18 protein-coding genes, 1 tRNA gene and 1 rRNA gene are annotated in these 24,970 nt (G+C 46.0%); 10 read left to right on the top strand and 10 right to left on the bottom strand.

Annotated elements, in window-relative coordinates; translation table 11 throughout:
- Window position 1 precedes the first annotated feature (1 nt).
- The 4 genes from gspF to gspC are packed head-to-tail and all read right to left on the bottom strand — an operon-like array spanning window position 2 to window position 5,686.
- Window positions 2-1,222, bottom strand: coding sequence for a type II secretion system inner membrane protein GspF (gspF, locus tag AACT18_RS02565; protein WP_017045694.1), 1,221 nt, complete (start codon window positions 1,220-1,222; stop codon window positions 2-4).
- Window positions 1,222-2,721, bottom strand: a complete 1,500-nt coding sequence (gene gspE / locus AACT18_RS02570; RefSeq protein WP_088731478.1) for a type II secretion system ATPase GspE — start codon at window positions 2,719-2,721, stop codon at window positions 1,222-1,224. The genes gspF and gspE overlap by 1 nt, the downstream gene beginning before the upstream one ends.
- Window positions 2,718-4,751, bottom strand: a complete 2,034-nt coding sequence (gspD, locus tag AACT18_RS02575; protein ID WP_019281044.1) for a type II secretion system secretin GspD — start codon at window positions 4,749-4,751, stop codon at window positions 2,718-2,720. Before gspD ends, gspE begins: the two co-directional genes overlap by 4 nt.
- Window positions 4,752-4,789: 38 nt before the next feature.
- Window positions 4,790-5,686, bottom strand: coding sequence for a type II secretion system protein GspC (gene gspC / locus AACT18_RS02580; protein WP_231140402.1), 897 nt, complete (start codon window positions 5,684-5,686; stop codon window positions 4,790-4,792).
- 337 nt (window positions 5,687-6,023) lie between these two features.
- On the opposite strand from gspC, the gene hslR reads away from it, so the two are divergent.
- The 4 genes from hslR (at window position 6,024) to AACT18_RS02600 (ending at window position 11,325) form a co-directional block, all read left to right on the top strand.
- The gene (gene hslR / locus AACT18_RS02585) at window positions 6,024-6,410 is read left to right on the top strand and encodes a ribosome-associated heat shock protein Hsp15 (protein ID WP_026028320.1); all 387 of its coding nucleotides are present in this window, start codon (window positions 6,024-6,026) and stop codon (window positions 6,408-6,410) included.
- A 31-nt stretch (window positions 6,411-6,441) separates the two neighbouring features.
- Window positions 6,442-7,317 carry an Hsp33 family molecular chaperone HslO gene (hslO, locus tag AACT18_RS02590; RefSeq protein ID WP_013855441.1) on the top strand — a complete coding sequence of 292 codons (876 nt, stop codon included), beginning with the start codon at window positions 6,442-6,444 and terminating at the stop codon, window positions 7,315-7,317.
- A gap of 337 nt (window positions 7,318-7,654) precedes the next feature.
- On the top strand, window positions 7,655-9,283 hold the full coding sequence (gene pckA / locus AACT18_RS02595; RefSeq protein ID WP_013855443.1) for a phosphoenolpyruvate carboxykinase (ATP): 1,629 nt from the start codon (window positions 7,655-7,657) through the stop codon (window positions 9,281-9,283).
- Between the two features lie 107 nt (window positions 9,284-9,390).
- Window positions 9,391-11,325, top strand: coding sequence for an AsmA family protein (locus tag AACT18_RS02600; RefSeq protein WP_094125491.1), 1,935 nt, complete (start codon window positions 9,391-9,393; stop codon window positions 11,323-11,325).
- On the opposite strand, the gene AACT18_RS02605 is transcribed toward AACT18_RS02600, so the two are convergent.
- The 4 genes from AACT18_RS02605 to typA all read right to left on the bottom strand — a co-directional run bounded on the left by AACT18_RS02605 (window position 11,286) and on the right by typA (window position 15,568).
- Window positions 11,286-12,218: a bifunctional GNAT family N-acetyltransferase/hotdog fold thioesterase gene (locus AACT18_RS02605; protein ID WP_017043511.1), complete on the bottom strand. Its 933-nt coding sequence runs from the start codon at window positions 12,216-12,218 to the stop codon at window positions 11,286-11,288. The two genes, AACT18_RS02600 and AACT18_RS02605, sit on opposite strands and share 40 nt — an antisense overlap.
- 72 nt (window positions 12,219-12,290) lie before the next feature.
- Window positions 12,291-12,725 carry a D-aminoacyl-tRNA deacylase gene (dtd, locus tag AACT18_RS02610; protein ID WP_013855445.1) on the bottom strand — a complete coding sequence of 145 codons (435 nt, stop codon included), beginning with the start codon at window positions 12,723-12,725 and terminating at the stop codon, window positions 12,291-12,293.
- Entirely contained in the window at window positions 12,697-13,611 is a 915-nt protein-coding gene (locus AACT18_RS02615) for a virulence factor BrkB family protein (protein WP_017045688.1), read from the bottom strand. The genes dtd and AACT18_RS02615 overlap by 29 nt, the downstream gene beginning before the upstream one ends.
- A gap of 133 nt (window positions 13,612-13,744) precedes the next feature.
- Window positions 13,745-15,568 carry a translational GTPase TypA gene (gene typA, locus AACT18_RS02620; protein WP_010319743.1) on the bottom strand — a complete coding sequence of 608 codons (1,824 nt, stop codon included), beginning with the start codon at window positions 15,566-15,568 and terminating at the stop codon, window positions 13,745-13,747.
- A 500-nt stretch (window positions 15,569-16,068) separates the two neighbouring features.
- Between typA and glnA the strand changes: the two genes are divergently transcribed.
- The 6 genes from glnA (at window position 16,069) to add (ending at window position 24,583) form a co-directional block, all read left to right on the top strand.
- Window positions 16,069-17,478, top strand: a complete 1,410-nt coding sequence (gene glnA, locus AACT18_RS02625) for a glutamate--ammonia ligase (RefSeq protein WP_017043509.1) — start codon at window positions 16,069-16,071, stop codon at window positions 17,476-17,478.
- 172 nt (window positions 17,479-17,650) lie between these two features.
- Complete coding sequence (locus AACT18_RS02630; protein WP_202599065.1) at window positions 17,651-18,208, top strand: DUF4124 domain-containing protein; 558 nt, start codon at window positions 17,651-17,653, stop codon at window positions 18,206-18,208.
- Window positions 18,209-18,342: 134 nt separating this feature from the next.
- On the top strand, window positions 18,343-19,389 hold the full coding sequence (glnL, locus tag AACT18_RS02635; protein WP_026027507.1) for a nitrogen regulation protein NR(II): 1,047 nt from the start codon (window positions 18,343-18,345) through the stop codon (window positions 19,387-19,389).
- Window positions 19,390-19,428: 39 nt separating this feature from the next.
- Window positions 19,429-20,832 carry a nitrogen regulation protein NR(I) gene (gene glnG / locus AACT18_RS02640; protein WP_094125493.1) on the top strand — a complete coding sequence of 468 codons (1,404 nt, stop codon included), beginning with the start codon at window positions 19,429-19,431 and terminating at the stop codon, window positions 20,830-20,832.
- 105 nt (window positions 20,833-20,937) lie between these two features.
- Window positions 20,938-23,487 carry an EAL domain-containing protein gene (locus tag AACT18_RS02645; RefSeq protein ID WP_441351405.1) on the top strand — a complete coding sequence of 850 codons (2,550 nt, stop codon included), beginning with the start codon at window positions 20,938-20,940 and terminating at the stop codon, window positions 23,485-23,487.
- Between the two features lie 91 nt (window positions 23,488-23,578).
- Complete coding sequence (gene add / locus AACT18_RS02650; protein WP_094125495.1) at window positions 23,579-24,583, top strand: adenosine deaminase; 1,005 nt, start codon at window positions 23,579-23,581, stop codon at window positions 24,581-24,583.
- Window positions 24,584-24,781: 198 nt separating this feature from the next.
- On the opposite strand, the gene AACT18_RS02655 is transcribed toward add, so the two are convergent.
- Together AACT18_RS02655 and rrf are read right to left on the bottom strand one after the other, a co-directional pair.
- A tRNA-Asp gene (locus AACT18_RS02655) sits at window positions 24,782-24,858 on the bottom strand.
- 29 nt (window positions 24,859-24,887) lie between these two features.
- A 5S ribosomal RNA gene (rrf, locus tag AACT18_RS18125) occupies window positions 24,888-24,970 on the bottom strand; the annotation flags it as partial.

The raw sequence follows: 24,970 nt of genomic DNA on the forward strand, positions 1-24,970 counted from the left end.
ATCAACGACTCATTAAATTATTCATTTCTAAAATCGGCATCAAGGTCGCCATCACGATAAACAGTACCAACCCAGCCATCAATGCAATCAATGCCGGGGTAAAAATACCTAATGCGATGTTGACCGTCGATTCAAAACTCGCGTCTTGGTTATCGGCCGAGCGCGTCAGCATACTTTCGAGCTCACCACTTTGTTCACCACTGGCGATCATATGCAGCATCATCGGTGGAAATAACTTGGTTTGCTCAAGCGCTTTACGCAAGCTCGACCCTTCGCGAACATTGTCAGCCGCCAACAATACTTGTTGCTTGACGTATTTATTGGACATCACATCCACCGCCACACGCATCCCATCCAAAATAGGAATCGCACTGGAGGTACAAATAGACAAAGTTCGCGCAAAACGCGCAGTATTGAGACCGCGAGTGATTTTGCCAATCAACGGCATGCCGATGATTTTTTTATCCCACTTCAACCGCAAATTTGGCTTGCTTAACAACCATCGGACGAGATAAATCAAGATCACCAATAGCACCAGCAATTGGACACCCCAATGCTGGATAAAATCACTTGAGGAGAGTAAAAATTGAGTCGACTTCGGTAATTCTTGCCCCATTTGGACAAATTGTCCGACGATTTTAGGCACCACAGCCGCCAGTAAAAAAGCCACAATACACACCGCGAACACCACCAACACCACTGGATAAATCATCGCTTGTTGTAACTTGGAACGCATTTTTTGGCGATTCTCAGCATAGTCCGCTAAACGCTCAAGCACCGAATCCAAATGGCCTGATTTTTCGCCCGCTTCAACCATCGAACGAAACAGGTCATCAAAGATATGTGGATAATCACCCAAGCTGTCTGACAAGGTATACCCCTCAGTCACTTTGGAACGAACAGCGGCCAACATGGTGCGAATACGCGGCTTTTCCGATTGTTCAGATACCGCTTTCAAACACTCTTCTAATGGCATGCCTGACTGCACTAAAGTGGATAACTGGCGAGTAATGAGCGCTAAATCCGGTGTACTGATACCGCGCTTAAAACTCAAAGGCGATTGCTCACGCTGAGCCGCTTTCGCTTGCGTCTCAATGAGTTCAATCGGTATAAGCCCTTGCTCTTTTAAGCGCTGGCGAACCTGCCGAGCATGGTCCCCCTCAATAACACCCTTTTTTTGTTTGCCTTTGGCGTCGAGCGCTTTATATTCAAATGCCGCCATTATGCTTCCTTCGTCACTCGCATCACTTCTTCAAGTGAGGTAATGCCTTTCAGCACTTTATCGAGCCCGTCATCACGAATGCTCGGTGTTTTCGCCCGCACCGCTTTTTCAATTGCTTGCTCTCCGGCTTCGCTATGAATTAAGGCTTGTACCTCATCATCAATCAGCAACAATTCATGTATACCCGTTCGGCCTCGATACCCTTTGTGATTGCATTTGTCACAGCCCTTCGGACGATACAGTGTCAGCGACTCTTTTTTCTTACAATTGAACAGTTTTTTCTGCTCATTGTCTGCTTGGTAGGCCTCTTTGCAATCTGGACATAAGGTACGCACTAAGCGTTGTGCCAATACGCCAAGCAGCGATGATGAGATCAAAAAGGGTTCAATTCCCATATCGCGCAAACGTGTTATCGCACCGATGGCGGTATTGGTATGCAAAGTCGACATCACCAAGTGTCCGGTTAAAGACGCTTGCACCGCAATCTGCGCGGTTTCTAAATCACGAATTTCCCCAACCATGACCACATCCGGGTCTTGACGCAAAATAGCACGTAATCCTCGCGCAAAAGTCATGTCCACTTTAGGATTGACTTGAGTTTGGCCGATACCATCAATATCGAACTCAATCGGGTCTTCCACGGTTAAAATATTACGCTCGTTGCTGTTGAGTTCTTGCAGGCCAGCGTACAAGGTAGTCGATTTTCCTGAACCGGTTGGGCCCGTCACCAAAATAATGCCGTGCGGTCGTTTGATTAATTGACGGAAGCTTTCGTGGTTGGCGGCCGTCATTCCTAGACTGTGCAGATCTAAGCGCGTGGCGTTTTTATCTAGCAAACGCATCACCACACGCTCACCGTGAGACGAAGGCATGGTTGACACGCGAACATCGACCGCTCGGCCGCCAATGCGTAATGAAATGCGTCCATCTTGTGGTACACGTTTTTCAGCGATATCAAGCTTAGCCATTACTTTGACGCGTGAAACCAGCAACGGCGCTAATTTACGACTCGGCGCTAACACTTCACGCAGTACCCCATCGACACGAAAACGAATCGACAAGATTTTCTCAAAGGTTTCAATATGAATATCCGACGCACCCTCTTTGATCGCTTCACCAAGCATGGCGTTGATCAATTTGATGATGGGCGCATCGTTTTCTGACTCTAACAAATCTTCATTTTGCGGCAGCTCTTCGGCTAATGAGAAGAAATCATCACTGTCAGCACCGATATCTTCCATTAATTGTCGCGCTTCTGACGAGTCTCGTTGGTAAGCTTGGGTTAACTTACTTTCAAACTCGGCCAGTGAAATTTCAACCAAGTTGAGCGGCTGTTTCACGACTCGTTTCACTTCGACCAATGACTCGATAGCCAGCGGAGCGACATAAAATAACGTCGGCAGCTCGTTGTCTTCTACCTGCTCTAATACCAATTTAAAACGATTGGCAAAGCTAAACGGTAAACGACGGTAGTGAGGTTGCGACAAAACTTCGGTCATTGCTGTTTTTCCATTTGTTCGATGAAGGCTTGTACTTCCGCAGAATGGGTGCGCTCATCACCAAACTTAGGCAGCACAGGAATATTGTCGTTCGCCATCAACTTCAAACCGCGATCAGCGTTATAGAGCTGCTCTGCACGAATGTAGTTGTACTTACGCTGAGTGATGCCATCGGCCGTCATGCCATCACGAATGATGGTCGGCTTAATAAAGACCATCAGGTTTTTCTTCTCAACTTGGGTACTGGTCGATTTGAACAAATAGCCTAAAACCGGTATATCGCCTAATAGTGGGACTTTGGATTCACTTTCGACCGCGCGCTCATCAATCAACCCTCCCAGCACTAACATTTGCCCGTCTTGAATGATGACCGATGTGTTTAATTGACGCTTTGCAAAACGGACATCGACGGCACCATTCGCTCCTAATACGTTGGATACCTCCTGTTCAATTTTCAGTTGAACTGAGTCGCCTTCGTTGATTTGTGGTACCACTTTCAGCTTGATACCGACCTCTTTGCGTTCTACGGTTTGGAAAGGATTATCGTTATTTGCGCCCGCGCTCGAACCTGTTAAAACAGGTACCTCTTCGCCCACGATGAAGGAGGCTTCTTCATTATCCATCACCGTAATACTCGGTGATGACAAGATGTTCGAGTTGGAGTCACTCGACACGGCGCTGATGAGGGCCGTCCAGTCGCCCATCACTAAGCTCATGGCTGCACCATTGACCGCACCGAGCGCTGACGCCAAAGTAGAGTAATCCCCTTTCTTCGTTGTTTCTTCGTAGTATTTTATTTCGCCTGTTGAGCTATCTCGAATCGGTTTTTTCTCAACGCTATCTTTGGCTTCTTCTAAACCAATCATTACCTTACCGATTGGCGCGCCCGCGTTGCCATACTGAATCACAGAGCCGTTATCGAGTGAGCCCCATTGCACGCCTAAGTTGATGCCATCCCCTTCAGCCATTTCAACAATCAGCGCTTCAATCAATACCTGAGCGCGACGAATATCCAACTGCGCAACCACATCTTCTAGCTCTTTCATAATGTCTTGCGGAGCGGTAACAATTAAGGAATTGGTCGGCGCATGTGCTGAAATCATCACTTCAGTGCGTTGTGAACTTTGCCCCGTTTTTTGCCCAGACTGTTTTTCGGCCTGCAAGTTGTCAGACACTCCTTTCAGCACATCAACCAAATCTTCCGCTTTCGCATTCTTTAGATAAATGACGCGGTTATTGCCTCTTGTTGCCATCTCAACATCAAGCTGAGTGATCAATCGCTTTAGGCGTTCACGGACTTTAGGATCACCTGAGATCAAAATCGAATTGGTACGATCATCGGCCACCAGCTTAGGCTGCAAAAACTCTGGGGTATTTTTAGCATCCGTAGTTTTGTTTAATGCCTCCACAATACGCACCATTTCAGCGGCAGATGCATTACTTAGTTCCACAACCTCGATGTCTTTGTCACCGGCTTGGTCAACTCGTTTGATGATATCGGCTAAACGGTTGACGACCGCAGCACGACCTGTAATCAAAATGATGTTCGCCGGATCATAATGCACTACGTTGCCCGCTCCTGCGTTATCGATCAACTGGCGTAGCAAAGGTGAAAGCTCTCGTACCGAAACATTCCGCACCGCAACAACGCGCGTGATCACGCTATCACCGTTCTCTTTTCCTTCATCACCAACGACAGGAATCGCAGACGTTTTGGCATCTTTCGACTTGATCACTTTGAGCACGCCGTTGTCCATTTCCACCACGGCAAAACCATACACTTCCAATACATTCAAAAAGAAGCTGTAGTATTGCTCTTCATTAAGCGTGTCATAGCTGCGGACATCAACCTTCCCCCGAACGGAAGGATCAACAATGATTGTTTTTTCAAGATTACGGCCCACGATATTGATGAATTCTTGAATATCGGTGCCTTTAAAGCTGGCACTAAAATCGTTTGCCATGGCTAACGGCGATGACAACAAGCCACCCATCAATAACCACGTCGTTTTGTTTAACCAATGCTTCACGTCTTACTCCCTAAACTCATGCTCATGCATCAGTCTGTCTAAAATTGGATATAAATGTCATGGGATTGCCCGTCTCTTTCGACTGTTAAGTTCATTTCGGTTAACTCAGAGACTGACTGAAAAATCTTATTCATGGCGTCCGGGTCCGTTAAATCCTGACCGTTTAACGCGATTGCGACATCGCCATCTTGTAGCCCTACCGACTCAAACAACTCAGGAGATTGCCCAGGGCTCACTCGGTATCCAAGCACTTTGTCATCACGTTTCACTTGCGACAGGCGTACATATTTAAAGATTTCTTGCGGATTGCTGGCAATAGCGGCGCGAATGTCATCCAACTTCTCTTCTGCAGACGCTGGGTTATTACCACGCACATTCGATGCAACAACGCGCTCAGGCGTTGCCACACTCGGTTTATGATAGTCAATTCCATCCAACATCAAGGTTTCATCGCGCCCTGAGTTATCAATAATAACGCGATCATTGAACACCGCTTTCAATTTGACACGGGTTCCTTCAATGACTTCGTTAACACCATAGGTCGCTTGACTACCACGATTTGCGATTACCGCTAGACTCTTACTCGGTTCATTGCTCGCCACCACTCCAACCAATAATAAGCTAAGGCTGGTTTTAGGGGCATCTTTGACCACAGGCTGTGCGGCTTCGACCTTCTGCTCGCTATAGCGACCAAATAAACTTCCTTGTTGTAAAGAAGAGAGATCAAGCGAACGCGCCGCATTCGGCGTTGATGCGATTGCTCTTGGAGACCAAGGCGTTATATCAACCGCGTTTTGCTGAATCAGCCACACCATTTTTCCTAGAATCCAAGCCGACGTGACCAGCAATACTAAGGTAAGAAATTGGCTGATTTGTTTCTGCCATTGCGGTATTTTTTGTAGCAAACCTGCTTGCCATAAGCGAGATGAGGTCATACTGCTAAAATCGATTCGCCTCAAAAGATGTCCTTACTGATATTTTCTTACTTCAACCATGATGTTTCACATTCATGAGCCGTTAGCCAGACGAAAACCGGCGGATTGGCCTCAAACTATACTTCCATTTCATTTAAACTATGCTTCCATTTAAATGGAACAGATACATAAGACCGCGAAGATCGCGCTACAAAAACACATTAATATATCATAGGAGACATTCTCGTCATTTTTACTGACATTATTTTGTCGGGTAGCTTGAAAATCTGGAACCAAAACACCATTGTAAAGGCCATAAAACGTACAAGACTAACTCCCTTTGAGGCACATTTGTAGTATGAGTTCTGCGACAGAGCAAATAAGATTGGATAAATGGCTATGGGCAGCACGATTTTATAAAACGCGGTCGATCGCCCGCAGTATGGTCGATGGTGGTAAAGTCCATTATAATGGCCAACGCACCAAGCCAAGCAAAATTGTCGAGCTTGGGGCAACGATTACCTTACGCCAAGGCCAAGAAGAGAAAATCGTCACTGTGATCAATCTGTTAGGGCAAAGGCGTAGCGCGCCAGAAGCACAAACCCTGTATTCGGAAACCGCAGCAAGCATCGCCAAACGTGCCCATCATGCCGAGCAACGTAAGCTCAACGCACACAACCCAAGCCCCGAACGCAGACCAGACAAAAAAGAGCGTCGTGACATCATTAAATTTAAACATCAATAAAAGCTGGACCATGTTCCGAGGAAATAGCTAAATGGCAAATAACATTTTAAATCGCTACTTATTTGAAGATCTATCCGTACGTGGCGAGTTGGTACAATTAGACGACGCGTATCAACACATCCTTTCGAGCCAGGAATATCCAGCCCCAGTACAAAAACTTTTGGGCGAACTGCTCGTCGCAACGACCTTGCTAACTGCAACGCTGAAGTTTGAAGGCTCAATTACCATGCAATTGCAAGGCAATGGCCCAGTTTCCTTAGTCGTTATCAATGGTGATAATGAACAGAAAGTGCGTGGTGTCGCACGCTGGAAAGGCGATATTGCCGATGATGCCGACCTACACACTTTGATGGGTAAAGGTCATTTAGTTATCACTATCGAGCCCAAGAAAGGCGAGCGCTACCAAGGTGTGGTCGGTTTAGAGGGGGACAACTTAGTGGAAGTGCTGGAAGGTTACTTCATCCGCTCTGAACAGTTGAAAACACGCCTTTGGATACGCATTGGTACGCAAGATGGAAAAGCCTGTGCCGCTGGCATGTTGCTGCAAACCATTCCGGACGGAACGGGTACGCCCGATGATTTTGAGCACTTAGAGCAGTTAACTAACACCGTAAAAAACGAAGAGCTGTTCACCTTAGAAGCCACTGATCTGTTGTATCGCCTGTATAACCAAGAGAAAGTTCAGTTGTTCACCCCACAACCCGTGGAATTTCATTGTGGTTGTTCACGTGAACGCAGTGGGGCGGCCATCATCACAATAGGCAAAGAGGAAATTTACGACATTTTATCGTCTGAAGGATCCGTTTCTTTACATTGTGACTACTGTGGCACCAACTACTCATTTGAAGAGGCTGAGATCGCAACACTCTACGCACAAGCCTCCTCAGGAAGCGACACAATTCATTAATTTGCATGAATTAACAAGCACGAAGAAAACGTATCAGAGCCAGCTTTACGCTGGCTTTTTTTGTGATCAAAACCCAGTAAAATCAAGCCTTAAACAAACAGAATGGCGTACTTATTTTTTTAAAAGTATTAATCTTATTGATCTAGCGCAAAGGTTTGCGTACGCGATAAAATAGTTGCGCCAATATGTGACGGGACACCTAAAACCACAGGAGTGTCATGGGCAATTTTTGAACTGTGTCCCTGTTTTATCCCCCACCCGTTGCTAGCATGGTGAGCAGATAACAATTACAAACATTATTACAAAATCCCTACAAAATCTCTTACAAGGAGCACCTATGACCGTTATGGAACATACAAAGGCTGCACAACTAGACCTGACCAAATACGGAATAACCAACGTAGTCGAAGTGGTTCGCAACCCAAGCTATGAACTGTTATTTGCCGAGGAAACTCGCCCAGACCTTGAAGGCTACGAAAAAGGCGTCGTCACTGAACTTGGCGCTGTTGCCGTTGATACTGGCATTTTTACAGGCCGCTCACCAAAAGATAAATTCATTGTCAAAGATGACACCACACGCGATACCCTATGGTGGACATCTGAACAAGCGAAAAACGATAACAAGCCGATTAACCAAGAAGTATGGAATGATCTAAAAGCACTAGTGGGTCGTCAACTATCCGCTAAACGTCTATTCGTTCTTGACGGTTACTGTGGTGCCAACGCAGATACGCGCCTTTGCGTGCGTTTCATTACTGAAGTGGCGTGGCAAGCGCACTTCGTCAAAAACATGTTCATTCGCCCAACAGAAGAAGAGCTAGCTAACTTCGAACCTGATTTTGTGGTCATGAATGGTGCCAAATGCACCAATGACAAATGGCAAGAGCAAGGCCTGAACTCAGAAAACTTCACTGTGTTTAACTTAACGGAAAAAATGCAGTTGATCGGCGGTACTTGGTACGGCGGTGAAATGAAGAAAGGGATGTTCGCAATGATGAACTACTTCCTTCCACTGCAAGGTATTGCTTCAATGCACTGTTCAGCCAACATGGCTAAAGATGGCGATGTGGCGATTTTCTTTGGCCTATCTGGCACAGGAAAAACCACACTCTCTACCGATCCAAAACGCGCGTTAATCGGCGATGACGAGCACGGCTGGGATGATGATGGTGTCTTTAACTTTGAAGGCGGTTGCTACGCGAAAACCATCAAGCTCTCCAAAGAAGCCGAGCCTGACATCTACAACGCGATCCGCCGTGATGCGCTACTGGAAAACGTCACAGTACGTAGCGATGGTTCGATTGACTTTGATGATGGTTCTAAAACCGAGAATACTCGTGTTTCTTATCCTATCTACCACATCGAAAACATCGTTAAGCCTGTATCGAAAGGTGGTCACGCCAATAAAGTGATCTTCCTATCCGCGGATGCATTTGGTGTGCTTCCACCAGTCTCTAAATTGACTCCAGAACAAACCAAGTATCACTTCTTGTCTGGCTTTACGGCAAAACTAGCGGGTACTGAACGTGGCATCACCGAACCAACACCAACCTTCTCAGCCTGTTTTGGCGCAGCGTTTTTAACGCTCCACCCAACACAATATGCCGAAGTGCTGGTAAAACGTATGGAAGCAGCTGGTGCTGAAGCTTATCTAGTCAACACTGGTTGGAACGGCAGCGGTAAACGCATCTCGATTCAAGATACCCGCGCCATCATTGACGCTATCTTAGATGGTTCGATTGAGAAGGCAGCAACCAAGCATATTCCAATCTTCAATCTTGAAGTGCCAACCTCACTACCTGGTGTGAACCCAACCATTCTCGACCCACGCGATACTTACGTGGATCCTCTACAATGGACAAGCAAAGCCGAAGATCTCGCCTCGCGCTTTATCAATAACTTTGCCAAGTATACTGATAACGCAGAAGGTAAAGCATTAGTGGCCGCAGGCCCACAACTCGACTAAAACTGATAAGTCAGTAGCAAGCCCCTTTGATAAGGGGCTTTTTTTGTTGCTGCGTGAGGTAATTTGTTTCACTCTGTCGCAGGTAACGATTTACGAGTAAGGACACCATGAACAAGGCTTTGGCATTGCTGATTGCGATCATCGCGCTATTTCTCACTTTCATGCTGGGTATGTTTGCACTGCTACATACCTCTTATGCTACTCCCGTTGCTCAAACTCTCGTTGAACGGCTTTCGAAAGGAAACGTGACGTTTCAATCTCTTCAATACCAGTATCCTTTGCATTTTCAGTTCAACCAATTAACACTGCGGCAAAATAAGCAGCATATCCCGATAGAGCAAGCCGATATTTGGCTCAGCCCACAGCTCATTCGCGACCAAAAAATCGCCGTTGATAGCGTGCTACTTAGTGGCATCAGTCTACAAAATGGCCTTCCTACCGATTTGCGATCATGGCCCATTTCGGTGAGCCAAATCGCGCTCAATCACGCCGACATCGCCCAACAAGGTTGGCTAGCGCGCGGTGTTAACCTACAGATTAAAAATCCACATTGGCCGGATGTTCCAACAGCTCTGCCTTTCGGCGAGATACAACTCTCAGCCGAACAATTTTATTGGCAAGGAGAAGCGCTGAATAACCTACTGCTCGATATGGATTACAAACCTGCCAACAGCACCGTCTATGGGCTCTCGTTGTCATGGCGCGGCGCGGCTATTTCAGGTCAAGCCGAGCAGTATCCTCAAGGTTGGTCGCTGATCAATGTGACACTGGAAAAACTCAATCTTAGCCGAGATATGAGTCATTCCTTACGCCAATCGGGTTGGTTTCAGCTCTTTGACAAAATAGACCATATCAATAGCTTAGATATTTTAAACAGTCAGATCGAGCTTGCGGATATCAGCTTGCGTAACGTCGATATTTCGCTGGAGAACATTTATCCACACAGCAATATTTGGCAGCAGCAACAAGGTAAATTATCGCTGCGAGCCGACGATGCAACTTGGCTAGGTCAGCAGTGGGTGGAGCCGACCTTTAGCCTGCGCACCGAGCCGGGTAAACTGATCATTGAGGATTTTAGTAGTGAATTTAAGCAAGGTGATATTCAATGGGCGGGTGTTATCACCCCAACCTCAGCATCGCTGCAACAGCTCACTATTCGCGGTGTAAAATGGGTGAGCGAAAGCAAAGATGATTTTACGTCGCTGAGCCAGCATTGGCCGTGGGTTGATAACCTCACCATCGAGCAACTCACCATCGCCAATAGCCAACTCATTCAATTGTTTGCCCCACCTTATTGGCAATTGTCTGGTGTCCATGCCAAAGGGAAGCAGTTAACTCTCGTAAAAGAGAAACGCTTGGGATTGTGGCAAGGCACGCTCAATATCAGCGCAAACAGCGCCAGCTACGATTCACTATTGAGCACGCAAAGCGTCGTTGAGATGCGCAGCGAGCAAGGCCAATGGTACCTAGATCGTTTATTCATGCCGTTAGAAAACGGCTATATCGATGCCACTGCGCGTTGGAATTTCCAAACGTTAAGTCAGCCTTGGCAAGCCAACATTCATGCCGATGGGCTACCGCTAGCGGTGCTCAATAAAGTCACCCAGCTTCCCTTTACCATAGAGGGTCTCAGTGAATTGGAAGCGCAGGTCAACGGCCTCGCCGGAGACTACGCCACCTTCGCCCACACCCTCACAGGTGAAGCAACGCTCAATATTCGACAGGGCATATTAACGCTAAGCGATCCTGAGCAAAACCTCAGCCATGAGCCGTTTACGCTCGAAGGTTTAGTCATTCACTCAGACAGAGGGCGGATGATGATTAATACAACGCCGCTGGTTGGAAAGACGCTCAAGGCAAACCTTGATGGTCACGTGGATTTGGTCAAGTTGGAGAAAGGACAACTTAACCTTAACCTCCAACAGATGTGCCGTGAGATGCACTTCGAACTGCTCCACAACACACAGCACACCATCTATTCGTGTGATCCAGAAACCGACACTTACTCAGCCGATGATGCGGCGGCTAACAATGCCTTGTAATTGGGGATCAACATATAGGTTCCCGTAAATTCAACGGCGGGTTTACCGCCACTGGTGATAGTGACATTGACGACGATACGCGCTTTACGTCCACTGGCTAAACGATCTAAATCGCCACTGATGCCATCCAATGAAGTGAAGGCTAAAGGGTTATGCACCACAGGGTGACGATAGCGGATGCGGCTATCAACCAAAACAATATCGCCATTCAGGCTTCGCTCACGCATCAGCAGCCATGCCATTCCCCATCCTGTTAAGGTGGCAAGGGTAAATGCCGAGCCTGCAAATAAGGTGTTGTGTGGGTTCAAATTCGGATTGAGCTGAGCGCTGCACTCAAATTGGTAGCCCGTATATTGAGTCACCTTAATGCCCATTTTTTCGCTGATAGGAATGTGCGTGGCCCAGCGTTCTTGCAGTTCAGTACACCATTCAGGTTTGCGAATTACATTGGCCATGGGATCGAGCGGTTTGACCATTTGTTGATGTCGAACCGGACCGCGTTCATCATTGAGCGAGCCCCGGCGTTCAAAGCCGTTCTTTTCATAAAATGCAATCGCATCTTCACGGGCGCTACAGACTAGGCGCTTTGCACCTTCTTGACGAGCCAGCGACTCTAGCGCCACCAGCACCAAAGAGCCCATACCTTTATTGCGACGGCTACTTTTAACCGCCATATAGCGAATTTGCCCTTCGCAATCTGGCGTAATGTACAAGCGACCAATGGCAATCGGTCGGTTACGACCATCGACAATCATCCTGTGGTGACTCATGCCATCATACTCATCACGCTCCGAGCCGATCGGTAGATGCCATGGCTCACGCAGCATTTGCCAGCGAAAATGGTAGTATTTATTCAGTTGGTTGTCGGTACTTGGCGTAATCAGTTTAAACATTTGGTTATCCCTAAATCACAGCCTCTCATACTCCGCATGATCCCAACGAAGGAGGCTCTATCCATTTCTTTATTAAACCTGAAGCCAGAATGTCACTGGGCCATCATTAATCAGCGAAACTTTCATATCTTGTGCAAAGCGGCCACGCTGAGTTGGCAAAATGTGCTCACACAAATCCGAAAAGTAATCATACAGACGCTCAGCATCAGCAGGGTGTGCACCTTTTGAAAATCCGGCACGCGTCCCCTTTTTGGTATCGGCTGGCAATGTAAATTGAGACACCACTAAAACCTGACCGTTCACTTGTTGCACGTTCAAGTTCATTTTTCCCTCTTCATCTTCAAACACGCGGTACTGAGTCACACGTTCGACTAGACGTTTGGCCTTTGCCTCATCGTCATCTCTTTCGACCCCAAGTAGCACCAGTAAGCCTTGATTGATTTCGCCAACCACTTCCCCATCAACACGTACCGCCGCTTCACTCACTCTCTGGATCAACGCTATCACTCTGATTTCCCTTTATCATTTGCTCGGAGATAGGCAATGAGTTTAGCATTTCTTGCTCATTGCTCCAGTGCTCTTTTTCACCCAAAGTCGCCGTCACCTCCGCCCCAACGAGCACAATCATCCAGCATAAGTAGACCCACACAAACAGAATAGGGATCGCCGCCAGTGCGCCGTAAATCAGTTGATAGGAGGGAAACTGAGTAATATAAGCAGCAAAACCTTTTTTACTGAACTCAAATAAAATAGCCGCCACCATTGCCCCGACCAAGGCGTGTGAAAGATGCACTTTTTTATTCGGCACCAGCAGGTACAAACCGACAAAAGCAGAGAATGACAAAATAAAAGGTAGCCAGCGCAGCAACAAATTATAAGCACCAGAGAGTGCTTCGCTGTCAATAATCTTGAGTGAGGTAATATACGAGGTTGCCGCAATACTTGCGCCGACTAAAATTGGCCCGAGCGTAAGAACCATCCAATACATTGAAAAAGAGAGCACCATGCGCCGTTTATCTTTAACTCGCCAAATGTAGTTCAAATTCTTGTCAATATTGGAAATCAGCATTAAAGCTGCAACGAATAAAAATACCCCGCCCACGGCCGTCATCTTACCTGTATTCGCGATAAATTCGAGCAACGCCTCTCGCACTACATCGCCTGCGGCAGGCACAAAATGGGTGATCACAAAATCTTGAATAACCATACCGACATTGGCAAAAATAGAAAATGAGGAGAGAATTGATAACAGCACGGTAAGCATAGGTACGATCGACAACAACGTGATATAAGCCAAATAGCCCGCATTAACATTGACGCGGTCATGATCCATCCGGCTGAGTAAATAACGCGTAAACAGTAAACATTGTTTGCCAAGCTTTTTAATTTTCAAATGCCTTCTCCCTGCTTATTTTTATCATCAATCACCATTCTATACCTAAAACTGACTATATTGCAGATAAGCAAAAGGCGAGAAGTACACTCCTCGCCCTTAGATTAACTCGTTAACTTATACCATGACGGTATTAGCCACGGCTTGCACGTTTACGATCATTTTCAGTCAAATGACGTTTACGGATACGAATGCTCTGTGGGGTCACTTCCACTAGTTCATCGTCGTCAATAAACTCAAGTGCTTGCTCAAGTGTAAACTTGATTGCAGGTGACAATACTTGCGCTTCATCAGTACCAGAAGCACGAACGTTTGTCAGCTGTTTACCTTTCAAGCAGTTCACTGTTAGGTCGTTAGAACGGTTGTGGATACCGATCACTTGGCCTTCGTACACTTCATCTGCGTGCTCAGTAAATAGGCGACCGCGCTCTTGTAGGTTGAACAGAGCGTAAGTCAACGCTTTACCTGTCGCGTTAGAGATCAACACGCCGTTGTTACGTTGGCCAATGTTACCGCCTTTGTGTAGGCCGTAATGATCAAACGTATGGTAAAGCAAACCTGAACCTGAGGTTAAGGTCATGAATTCTGTTTGGAAACCAATCAAACCGCGAGAAGGCATCATGAAATCAAGACGCACACGGCCTTTGCCGTCTGGAGTCATATTCGTCAGCTCACCTTTACGCAGGCCGATTTTCTCCATCACGCCGCCTTGGCTCTCTTCCATCACATCGATTGTTACGGTTTCGAACGGTTCCATTTTCTGGCCGTCTTCTTCCTTCAAAATAACTTCAGGACGAGAAACCGCAAGCTCAAAGCCTTCACGACGCATGTTCTCAATCAGGATTGATAGGTGAAGTTCACCACGACCTGAAACGCGGAAGCGATCTGGGTTGTCGGTTTCTTCAACACGCAATGCTACGTTATGAACAAGCTCTTTTTGCAGACGCTCAAGGATATTACGTGAAGTCACGTATTTACCTTCTTTACCTGCAAACGGTGAGGTATTGACTTGGAAAGTCATGGTCACTGTCGGTTCATCAACGGATAGTGGCACCATGGCTTCAACACAGTTTTGGTCACAAATGGTGTCTGAAATTTTCAGTTCACCTAACCCTGTTACCGCAATGATGTCGCCAGCGTTAGCTTGTTCAACTTCGTTACGCTCAAGGCCAAGATAGCCCAGAACTGTACCAACTTTACCGTTACGTTTCTTACCATCAGCGCCGACGACTGTTACTTGTTGGTTCGCTTTTACGCTACCACGAGTCACACGACAAACACCGATAACACCAACGTAAGAGCTGTAATCAAGTTGAGAAACTTGCATTTGTAGTGGGCCATCAAGGTCAACTTGTGGTGACTCTACATTGTCAACGATCGCTTGGAACAAAGGTTCCATGTTTTCGCCAACTTCACCTTCGTTAAGTGTCGCCCAACCGTTCAGTGCAGAGGCATAAACCACTTTAAAGTCGAGCTGCTCATCCGTTGCACCAAGGTTGTCGAACAGATCGAACACTTGATCCATAACCCAATCAGGGCGAGCACCAGGACGGTCAATTTTGTTAATAACAACGATTGGTTTCAAACCGTGAGCAAAGGCTTTTTGTGTTACGAAGCGAGTTTGTGGCATTGGGCCATCAACCGCATCAACAATCAGCAAAACAGAGTCAACCATTGACATGATACGTTCAACTTCACCACCGAAGTCGGCGTGTCCTGGAGTATCTACGATGTTGATACGGAAATCATTCCAGTTAATGGCTGTATTTTTTGCAAGGATAGTGATACCGCGCTCTTTCTCGATATCGTTCGAGTCCATGACCCGCTCTTCCGTATTACCGCGAGACTCTAACGTACCTGACTGTTGCAGCAGTTTATCAACCAACGTTGTTTTACCGTGGTCAACGTGTGCGATGATCGCGATATTTCTTAATTTATCAATCTGTGGAGTAGCCATGGATTTTGCTTCACTTATTAAGGGAGTAACTCGCTTCGGCATGAGGCCGCAACGAGCATAGAACTTGATTAAAAAAACGGTCAATAATGTACCAGATTTTGGCGAAAAACCTAGAAATATGTGATCTATCGCGCTGATTTTCGCTCACCACAAGCTTAGTCCGCTACTTGCTTTAAAACAAATTGCATCAAAATGGACTAAATCAGCATTGACAAGCCTAGTAAACCTAGGCTGAATAGTGTGCGCTTTGGTAGTTAATGGTGCAACATAAAACTCAAGGCACCAAAATAGTGCAAATAAGGATCTTTTTGGTGCAGAGAAGCATTTAAATTCGACAAAGAACAACCAAAGCACTTGAAATTAAAGGATTAATTTAATTGGCACGAATTTAGCTTTGTTAGAAACAGCATCGATTAATAAGTTTAGAATGAAATTAATCAATGCTAGTTTCAATTCGATTCGGGCCATTACCGCTTTAATAACACTGGAGGTTATCCAAGATGTCAGTAGAAAACGTTCTATCGCTGATCCAAGAAAACGAAGTTAAGTTTGTTGACCTGCGCTTTACCGACACGAAAGGCAAAGAGCAACATATCTCTATTCCTGCTCATCAAGTCGACGCAGACTTCTTCGAAGAAGGTAAGATGTTCGATGGTTCATCCGTTGCTGGCTGGAAAGGAATCAATGAGTCTGACATGGTGATGATGCCTGATGCATCAAGTGCAGTTCTTGACCCGTTCACAGAAGACGCAACACTTAACATTCGTTGTGACATTCTAGAGCCTGCAACCATGCAAGGCTACGATCGTGACCCACGCTCTATCGCAAAACGCGCAGAAGATTACATGCGTTCAACAGGGATCGCAGACACCGTTCTTGTCGGTCCAGAGCCAGAGTTCTTCCTTTTTGATGACGTGAAATACACCAACAATATGTCTGGTGCCTCATTCAAAATTGATGATATCGAAGCGGCTTGGAACACTGGCGCTGAAATTGAAGGTGGTAACAAAGGTCACCGCCCTGGTGTGAAAGGTGGTTATTTCCCTGTTGCACCGGTTGACTCATCACAAGACATCCGTTCAGCCATGTGTTTGATCATGGAAGAGATGGGCCTCGTCGTTGAAGCTCACCACCATGAAGTAGCGACTGCAGGTCAAAACGAAATCGCCACTCGCTTTAATACGCTAACCACGAAAGCCGATGAGATCCAAATCTACAAATACGTGGTGCACAACGTTGCGCACGCCTTTGGTAAAACAGCGACCTTCATGCCTAAGCCTCTTGTTGGCGACAACGGTTCAGGTATGCACGTTCACCAATCTCTTGCAAAAGATGGTGTAAACCTATTTGCTGGTGACAAGTACGGCGGTCTATCTGACTTAGCGCTTTACTACATTGGCGGTATCATCAAGCACGCGCGTGCCATCAACGCATTTGCTAACCCATCAACAAACTCGTACAAGCGCCTTGTCCCTGGGTTTGAAGCACCGGTAATGCTAGCTTACTCGGCTCGTAACCGTTCTGCGTCTATCCGTATTCCAGTAGTACCAAGCCCGAAAGCACGTCGTATCGAAGCTCGTTTCCCAGATCCAGCAGCAAACCCATACCTAGCGTTTGCCGCTCTTCTTATGGCTGGTCTTGATGGTATCAAGAACAAGATCCATCCAGGAGAAGCGATGGATAAAGATTTGTACGACCTACCAGCAGAAGAAGCCGCTGAGATTCCAAAAGTAGCCGAGTCACTTGAAGTGGCACTAAAAGCACTGGATGAAGATCGTGAATTCCTGACCGCTGGCGGCGTATTCTCTGATGATTTCATCAACTCATACATCACGCTAAAAGCAAAAGATGTAGAACGCGTCAACATGGCCGTTCACCCACTAGAATTTGAATTGTACTACTCGGTATAATTCTTAGCTTTGGTGCAAAATGTAACTTAGGTTACGGATTTATCAGGCTCGCCTCGCAGGTGAGCCTTTTTCATATTTGGGGTTAATTCCGGACGTCGTAACATTAGCGTTACAACAATAACGGCACTCAAAAGCCGATACCCTTAACGTGAAAACATCTCTATATAGGGGGATGACTGTGAATCTGATCCGAACTTTACTCCTAACAATCATCATGCTTTATTCCGCGACTTCAATTGCACAAAACGTCTATACGTGGGTGGATGCGAATGGCGTGTTGCATCTTAGCGATGTCCCACAAGATAAGGGAGCAAAGCAAATTTCGATTCCTGATTTTCAGGCCGATGCGCCTGAGCCAACCTTTGAAAACTCTCACCCCGTCACTAACCTTACCAAAGAGCTGCCACTGGAAAAATCCGCAACCCATGTCAACAAAATAGAACCGCTAACCATTGCAATTCGCTCTCCGGCTGACGATGAAACCTTACGCAGCAATGCGGGCGTTATTTCAATCAACGCCGAACTCAATCGCAACTTAACCATCAGTGAACAGTTGCAATTAGTCATGAATGACAAGGCCTATGGCGCCCCCGCCACTCAACCTACTTGGACGCTGAAAAATCTAGATAGAGGAACGCATCGCTTTTTAATTCAAGTAGTTGTAAACGGCAAGATTATTGCATCGTCTAACCCTGTGACGGTGCATTTACATCGAGCCAGCATCAAGTGATGAACTCTTCGCCAATAAGCTCGATATAACAACAGGTTTCACTTTTTCTTCTGACACCGATGCGCCATACTTAGCCATGTAATGCACCAAAGTTGTGCATTGCATCATTTGGGAACACGGACAAGGATGAAAACGTGAATTGTGAGCTAAGCCAAACGATTTTAAATAATATCGTTACCGCCACCTTGATGCTCGATGAGTCTCTTTGTATCCGTTATGCCAATCCAGCGGCTGAACAACTCTTCTCCCAAAGTGCTAAGCGAATTATCAACCAACCACTGTCAAAACTCATCCAGCACGCTTCTCTTGATTTAGCGCTGCTTTCTCAGCCGTTGCAAAGTGGCCAAAGTATTACCGATAGCGATGTTACGTTTGTGGTCGATGGTAAGCCACTGATGCTGGAAGTGACCGTGAGCCCTATATCTTGGCAACGCGAGCTGATGCTTTTGGTCGAAATGCGCAAAATTGGTCAACAACGACGGTTAACACAAGAGCTCAATCAGCACGCCCAACAGCAAGCGGCAAAACTCTTAGTTCGCGGGCTGGCGCATGAAATTAAAAACCCATTAGGTGGGCTACGTGGCGCGGCGCAACTGCTAGAAAAGATGTTGCCGGACCACAGTCTCACTGAGTACACCCAAATTATTATTGAACAAGCCGATCGACTGCGCGCGCTCGTTGATCGTTTGCTCGGCCCACAAAAACCGGGCAAGAAGTGCTCTGAAAATCTCCATGTAATTTTGGAAAAAGTCCGCCAATTGGTTGAGCTAGAAGCCAGCACACACTTGGTGATTGAACGAGATTATGACCCCAGCTTGCCCGATATTTTGATGGATACCGATCAAATCGAGCAGGCATTACTGAATATCGTCAGCAATGCGGCACAGATTTTATCTCATGATCCGCATGGTAAAATCACACTTCGCACCAGAACAGTGCACCAAGCCAATATTCACGGACAGCGCCATAAGTTAGTGGCACGCATAGAAATCAGCGATAACGGCCCAGGCATTCCTACCGAATTACAAGACACACTGTTTTACCCCATGGTCAGCGGCCGTGAAGGTGGAACGGGGCTGGGTCTTTCTATCTCACAAAACCTGATCGATCAGCACAATGGAAAAATCGATGTTGAAAGCTGGCCAGGTCGAACCACATTTACTATTTATTTACCCATTTGACCGATGTCAGATTGGGTTTGCTGCTAAGGAATAAACATTATGAGTAAAGGATACGTTTGGGTGGTGGACGATGATAGTTCGATCCGCTGGGTGATGGAAAAAACGCTCTCATCAGCCAACATAAAATGCGAAACGTTTTCCGATGCCGAAAGTGTGTTACTGGCGCTAGAAAGAGAAACGCCCGATGTGCTCGTTTCCGATATTCGCATGCCGGGCATGAATGGTATTGAGCTGCTAAACCAAGTTCATTCACGATCTCCTGAGTTGCCCGTCATCATCATGACGGCCCATTCAGATCTTGATGCCGCGGTGAATGCCTATCAAAAGGGTGCCTTTGAGTATCTGCCTAAACCTTTTGATGTCGATGAAACCCTCACCTTGGTTGAACGTGCCATTGCGCATAGTCAGGAGCAGCGCAAAGAACAATCCAATCAACAGACTGGCGTTGATAGTACACCGGAAATCATTGGAGAAGCCCCTTCAATGCAAGAGGTATTTCGGGCAATTGGCCGTTTATCACGTTCCTCAATTTCAGTCTTGATCAATGGTGAATCAGGAACCGGGAAGGAGTTAGTCGCTCACGCGCTTCATCGCCATAGCCCACGCGCCCAAAAACCGTTTATTGCCCTCAATATGGCCGCAATTCCAAAAGATCTCATCGAGTCAGAACTGTTTGGTCATGAGAAAGGAGCATTCACTGGTGCAAACAATGTCCGCCAAGGGCGTTTTGAGCAGGCCAATGGTGGCACCCTATTCTTAGATGAAATTGGCGATATGCCGCTCGACATTCAAACTCGGCTACTGCGTGTTTTAGCCGATGGTCAGTTTTACCGCGTAGGAGGGCATTCAGCAATCAAAGTGGATGTCCGCATTGTCGCCGCCACTCACCAAAACTTAGAAAAACTCGTTCATCAAGGAAAGTTTCGTGACGACCTTTTTCACCGTCTCAATGTCATTCGTATCCATATCCCAGCACTGCGTGAGCGAAGCCAAGATATAGAAAAACTGACCAAGCACTTTCTCGCCTCTGCAGCAAAAGAATTAGGCGTAGAAATGAAAACGCTACATCCTAAGAGCATTGAAATTTTGAATCGTCTTGAATGGCCGGGAAACGTACGACAACTTGAAAATATGTGTCGCTGGTTAACTGTAATGGCCAGTGGCAGCGAGGTGCTACCCAGTGATCTTCCTTCCGAATTATTGTCGGAAAAGAAAAATAGTGACTTTGATAGTGCTATAAGTTGGCAACAACAACTCGCAAGTTGGGCTAAATCTTCATTAGCTTCAGGAGAAACAGAGCTGCTTTCTTATGCACTTCCTGAATTTGAACGTATACTTTTGGAAGCAGCACTTCATCACACCAATGGTCACAAACAAGACGCAGCTAAGGTGCTTGGGTGGGGGCGCAATACGTTGACAAGGAAGTTAAAAGAACTTTACTGATAATTTTTTAATGATCAGGTGCAGTGATTCACTTTCTGGCACAATGCAATCACCCACCACCTTGCGTGTTTTACCGATAATTTGTATGGATGCAGAAGACACGACATGTCATTTACGAATCAAATAACGTTGAAAACAGCCGTTGTTCTACCATTTGTTATGATTTTCCTCATAACGATTGGAGTGATTGTGGGTGTACAAAAATACAGTTATGAAGAGATGGTTGATGACATTAGCAGCAAACAGCTTTCATCATTAAATGCCAATGTAGAGCAGCGACTGATCAGTTTTCTCGATGAACCTTTTCAAGCCAGCCTCGCTTTAAGCCACACGATCGGCTTTAGTCAGTTCTATTCTGCGGACGATGTCAGTAAAATAGAAGGATATCTGCTTGCCAGTTTTGAAACGCTTTATCGACCGCTAGAACAAATTGATGTGATCGGATTTGGTGGCGAACAGGCGGAGTACGTGGGCTTTCGCAAAGAGATTGGTGATAGTTTTACCTTGATGGTGAAAGATAATCGAACTCAGCAAAACTTGGTGATCTACTCAGGAAAAACCATCAATCAAGATATTCGCTCCACCATTGCCGATTATGATCCAAGAACTCGCCCCTGGTATACTCCAGTTGCACAAAGTTTAAGCCCAAGTTGGTCGCCAATCTACACTAATGTTGATGAACGCCAAGAGATCACGCTCTCTGCTTTAGCACCCGTTTTCTCTATGAACAAATTCATCGGTGTTTTGGTGACTGATGTGAAAATCGATACGTTCAATGCGTTTCTGGCCTCACTGCAACAGAAAACTCATGCCAACGTGTATATTATTGATCCAGAAAAAAGATTGGTGGCTCACTCCAATACCAGCACCGTTGTCTCTTGGGGGACCGAACTGTCGGCAAAAGGAGAGCGACTACTGGCTATCGAAAATGCCAACCCAGTGATCCAAGCCAGTGCACATTATATTGATAACCATGACAAAATGCTGTCAGCAACACTCAACAAATTCGAAACGGTAGTTGATGGCACCCGCTATTTTAATCATCTCACTCCCTTTAAAGATAAACATGGCATCGAATGGTTTATTGGCGTCTCGATTTCAGAAACCGATCTACTTGGTCGATTGCCAGAAAACCAACAAAACAGTTGGATTATTGGCAGCATTGTCAGCCTTATCGGCATTGGTATAGGGCTCATTGCCTTTAATCGAATCACCACTCCAATTACCGCCACCGCGGCTGCTGCTCAGCATCTAGCAAAAGGGGATTGGGAAAGTAACATGCCGAAAGCTGGTAATATTTATGAAACGAGTTTACTTGTTTATTCATTCAATGAAATGGCCAATAACCTAAAAGCCTCATTTAAGGCACTGCATTCCCAATTGATCTACGATTCCCTAACCAAGCTCTATAGCCGTGAAGGTTTAATTGATAACTTTAGCCAATCAAATCAAATTAATGGCAGCCTATTGCTTATCGGCATCGATAAATTCAGAGATATTAATGACAGCTTGGGGCATCAGCAAGGTGACTTACTATTACAAACTATTGCTGAAAAATTACGTACACTATTTGCAAGCACCTCATGTATTGCTCGTACAGGTGGTGATGAATTCGCTATTTACATCCCCTCTTTACAACAAAAGAATGAAGCCCAATCCGCGGCTAACAGCATATTACAAATGTTTGCTGTCCCATTCTCAATGCATAATGAAAAAGTGGTCGTCAATGCCTCCATTGGCATCGTACTCCCTAATGACACACTCCATACTATGGCGCTATGGTTACGTAATGGTAGCATCGCACTCAGCCACGCCAAGCAAGAGCGCTCAAGGATCTGCTATTACTCTCCAGAGATGGACGATGTTTCTCGTAAACGTACGCAAATGCTCACTCAAATTAAGCTTGCCATCGAGAACAAAGAATATATTCCGCATTATCAACCAATTGTAAACTTATCAACGGGAGATATCATCGGAGCTGAAGCCTTGGCACGCTGGGTGACACCAAGCGGTGATATCATTCCCCCCTTGGAATTCATTCCTATCGCTGAAGAAAGCGGCTTCATTGGCCTGATTGGTGAGCAAATCTTGTATCAAGCGTGTTTTGACACAATGCAAGGCATCAAGATGGGTAAATGGGGATCGACGTTTAAAATGCACGTCAACCTCTCAGTGAACCAGCTATCTCAACCTCAGTTTGTTCATGAACTCAAAGCGACTTTGGAAAGAACGGGGCTTGAACCCAATAACCTCGCTTTAGAGATCACAGAATCAAGAATTGTTGATAACGACCCAGTTATTTTAGCAAACATGAACAAACTCAAAGAGCTGGGCATCCATATCGCGATAGATGATTTTGGTACCGGATACAGCTCCCTTTCTTATTTACATCAACTTCCATTCGATTGTCTAAAAATAGACAGGGCGTTTGTATCGCAGCTCGAACAGACAAATCTCAGTAGCTCAGTCGTTGCGGCAATCATCAACATGACTCGTGGGTTTAATGTCGAAATTGTAGCAGAAGGTATTGAAACCAAAGAGCAAGTCCATCTCCTAACCATACTTAACTGCACTCAGGGGCAAGGCTTTCTGTTTAGTAAAGCCATCCCTTTTAACGAATGGTCAACAGATATGGTAAACATAAAAGCCAAATAAACAGAATTGGGTGATTTAATACTCTTTGCTAGCTGACACTGACCACATTGATTTTTATACTTGATGCCATACACACTTTCGGAAAAACATAATGATAACTAAAAATCTACCGCTTACTGATTTGCATCGCCATCTTGACGGCAACATTCGAACCAAAACTATCTTAGAACTAGGGCAACGATTTGGTGTAGCGCTGCCAGCTGGCAACATAGAAGAGCTCACACCTCATGTACAAATCGTCGAAGCAGAGCCATCATTGGTCGCTTTTTTATCAAAACTTGATTGGGGAGTTGCCGTATTGGGTGATCTCGATGCTTGCCGAAGAGTCGCCTACGAAAATGTCGAAGATGCCTTAAATGCTCAAATTGATTATGCCGAGCTGAGGTTCTCTCCTTACTATATGGCTATGAAACATCAACTGCCTATCGCTGGCGTTGTTGAGGCTGTAGTTGATGGGGTGCAAGCGGGCGTTCGAGACTTCGGTATTCAGGCTAACCTAATAGGAATTATGAGCCGCACATTTGGCACCGATGCTTGTCAGCAGGAGCTAGACGCTATTTTGACTCAAAAACAGCACATTGTTGCAGTCGACTTGGCGGGCGATGAACTTGGGCAGCCGGGCGAGCGATTTATTTCTCACTTTAAACAAGTACGAGATGCAGGACTAAGAGTTACAGTACATGCTGGAGAAGCAGCGGGGTCAGAAAGTATGTGGCAGGCAATTAAAGAGCTAGGTGCAGAACGCATTGGACACGGAGTAAAAGCCGTCCATGACCCTAAGCTAATGGATTATCTTGCCAAACATCGTATTGGCATTGAGTCTTGCCTAACGTCAAACTTCCAAACGAGCACAGTAAACTCTCTTGCTCATCATCCTATAAAACAGTTTTTAGAGCATGGGATACTTGCTTGTTTAAATACTGATGACCCAGCGGTTGAAGGTATTGAACTTCCACATGAATATGAAGTTGCAGCACTTCAAGCAGGCCTTTCTCAAGAGCAGATCAGACAAGCGCAAATTAACGGATTAGAATTAGCCTTTCTTTCAGACTCAGATAAAAAAGCACTGTCAGCCAAAGCCGCTTTGCGTAGCTAAATCTCCTGAACCATGTCTCTCTAGCCGATGTTTAATACATCGGCTTTTTTATACCTAAGACATAGAGACCGAAAAGAATAAGAATAGATTGAACAAAGTGTAGCTACCACACGACTGTCCTGAGAGTGATAAAAAATAAAATGCTCTTTTGCTCAAACGAAAAAAGCCCTGCTATTACTAGCAGGGCTTCTTAATAAGTGGCGGAGCGGACGGGACTCGAACCCGCGACCCCCGGCGTGACAGGCCGGTATTCTAACCAACTGAACTACCGCTCCGCAGCGTGTCTGGTTAGACAATATTCAAAGCCTGGCGATGTCCTACTCTCACATGGGGAGACCCCACACTACCATCGGCGCTGTTGTGTTTCACTTCTGAGTTCGGCATGGA

It is taken from the genome of Vibrio sp. V04_P4A5T148, from assembly GCF_963875605.1.
In the GTDB taxonomy this organism is placed as follows: domain Bacteria; phylum Pseudomonadota; class Gammaproteobacteria; order Enterobacterales; family Vibrionaceae; genus Vibrio; species Vibrio anguillarum.

Coding starts and splice junctions, on each gene's coding strand:
- gspF (WP_017045694.1), bottom strand. CDS start 1,222: ATGGCGGCATTTGAATATAAAGCGCTCGACGCCAAAGGCAAACAAAAA.
- glnG (WP_094125493.1), top strand. CDS start 19,429: ATGAGTAAAGGATACGTTTGGGTGGTGGACGATGATAGTTCGATCCGC.
- hslR (WP_026028320.1), top strand. CDS start 6,024: ATGAGTTCTGCGACAGAGCAAATAAGATTGGATAAATGGCTATGGGCA.
- gspE (WP_088731478.1), bottom strand. CDS start 2,721: ATGACCGAAGTTTTGTCGCAACCTCACTACCGTCGTTTACCGTTTAGC.
- glnA (WP_017043509.1), top strand. CDS start 16,069: ATGTCAGTAGAAAACGTTCTATCGCTGATCCAAGAAAACGAAGTTAAG.
- add (WP_094125495.1), top strand. CDS start 23,579: ATGATAACTAAAAATCTACCGCTTACTGATTTGCATCGCCATCTTGAC.
- AACT18_RS02605 (WP_017043511.1), bottom strand. CDS start 12,218: ATGTTTAAACTGATTACGCCAAGTACCGACAACCAACTGAATAAATAC.
- pckA (WP_013855443.1), top strand. CDS start 7,655: ATGACCGTTATGGAACATACAAAGGCTGCACAACTAGACCTGACCAAA.
- AACT18_RS02600 (WP_094125491.1), top strand. CDS start 9,391: ATGAACAAGGCTTTGGCATTGCTGATTGCGATCATCGCGCTATTTCTC.
- hslO (WP_013855441.1), top strand. CDS start 6,442: ATGGCAAATAACATTTTAAATCGCTACTTATTTGAAGATCTATCCGTA.
- AACT18_RS02630 (WP_202599065.1), top strand. CDS start 17,651: ATGACTGTGAATCTGATCCGAACTTTACTCCTAACAATCATCATGCTT.
- gspC (WP_231140402.1), bottom strand. CDS start 5,686: ATGACCTCATCTCGCTTATGGCAAGCAGGTTTGCTACAAAAAATACCG.
- AACT18_RS02645 (WP_441351405.1), top strand. CDS start 20,938: ATGTCATTTACGAATCAAATAACGTTGAAAACAGCCGTTGTTCTACCA.
- typA (WP_010319743.1), bottom strand. CDS start 15,568: ATGGCTACTCCACAGATTGATAAATTAAGAAATATCGCGATCATCGCA.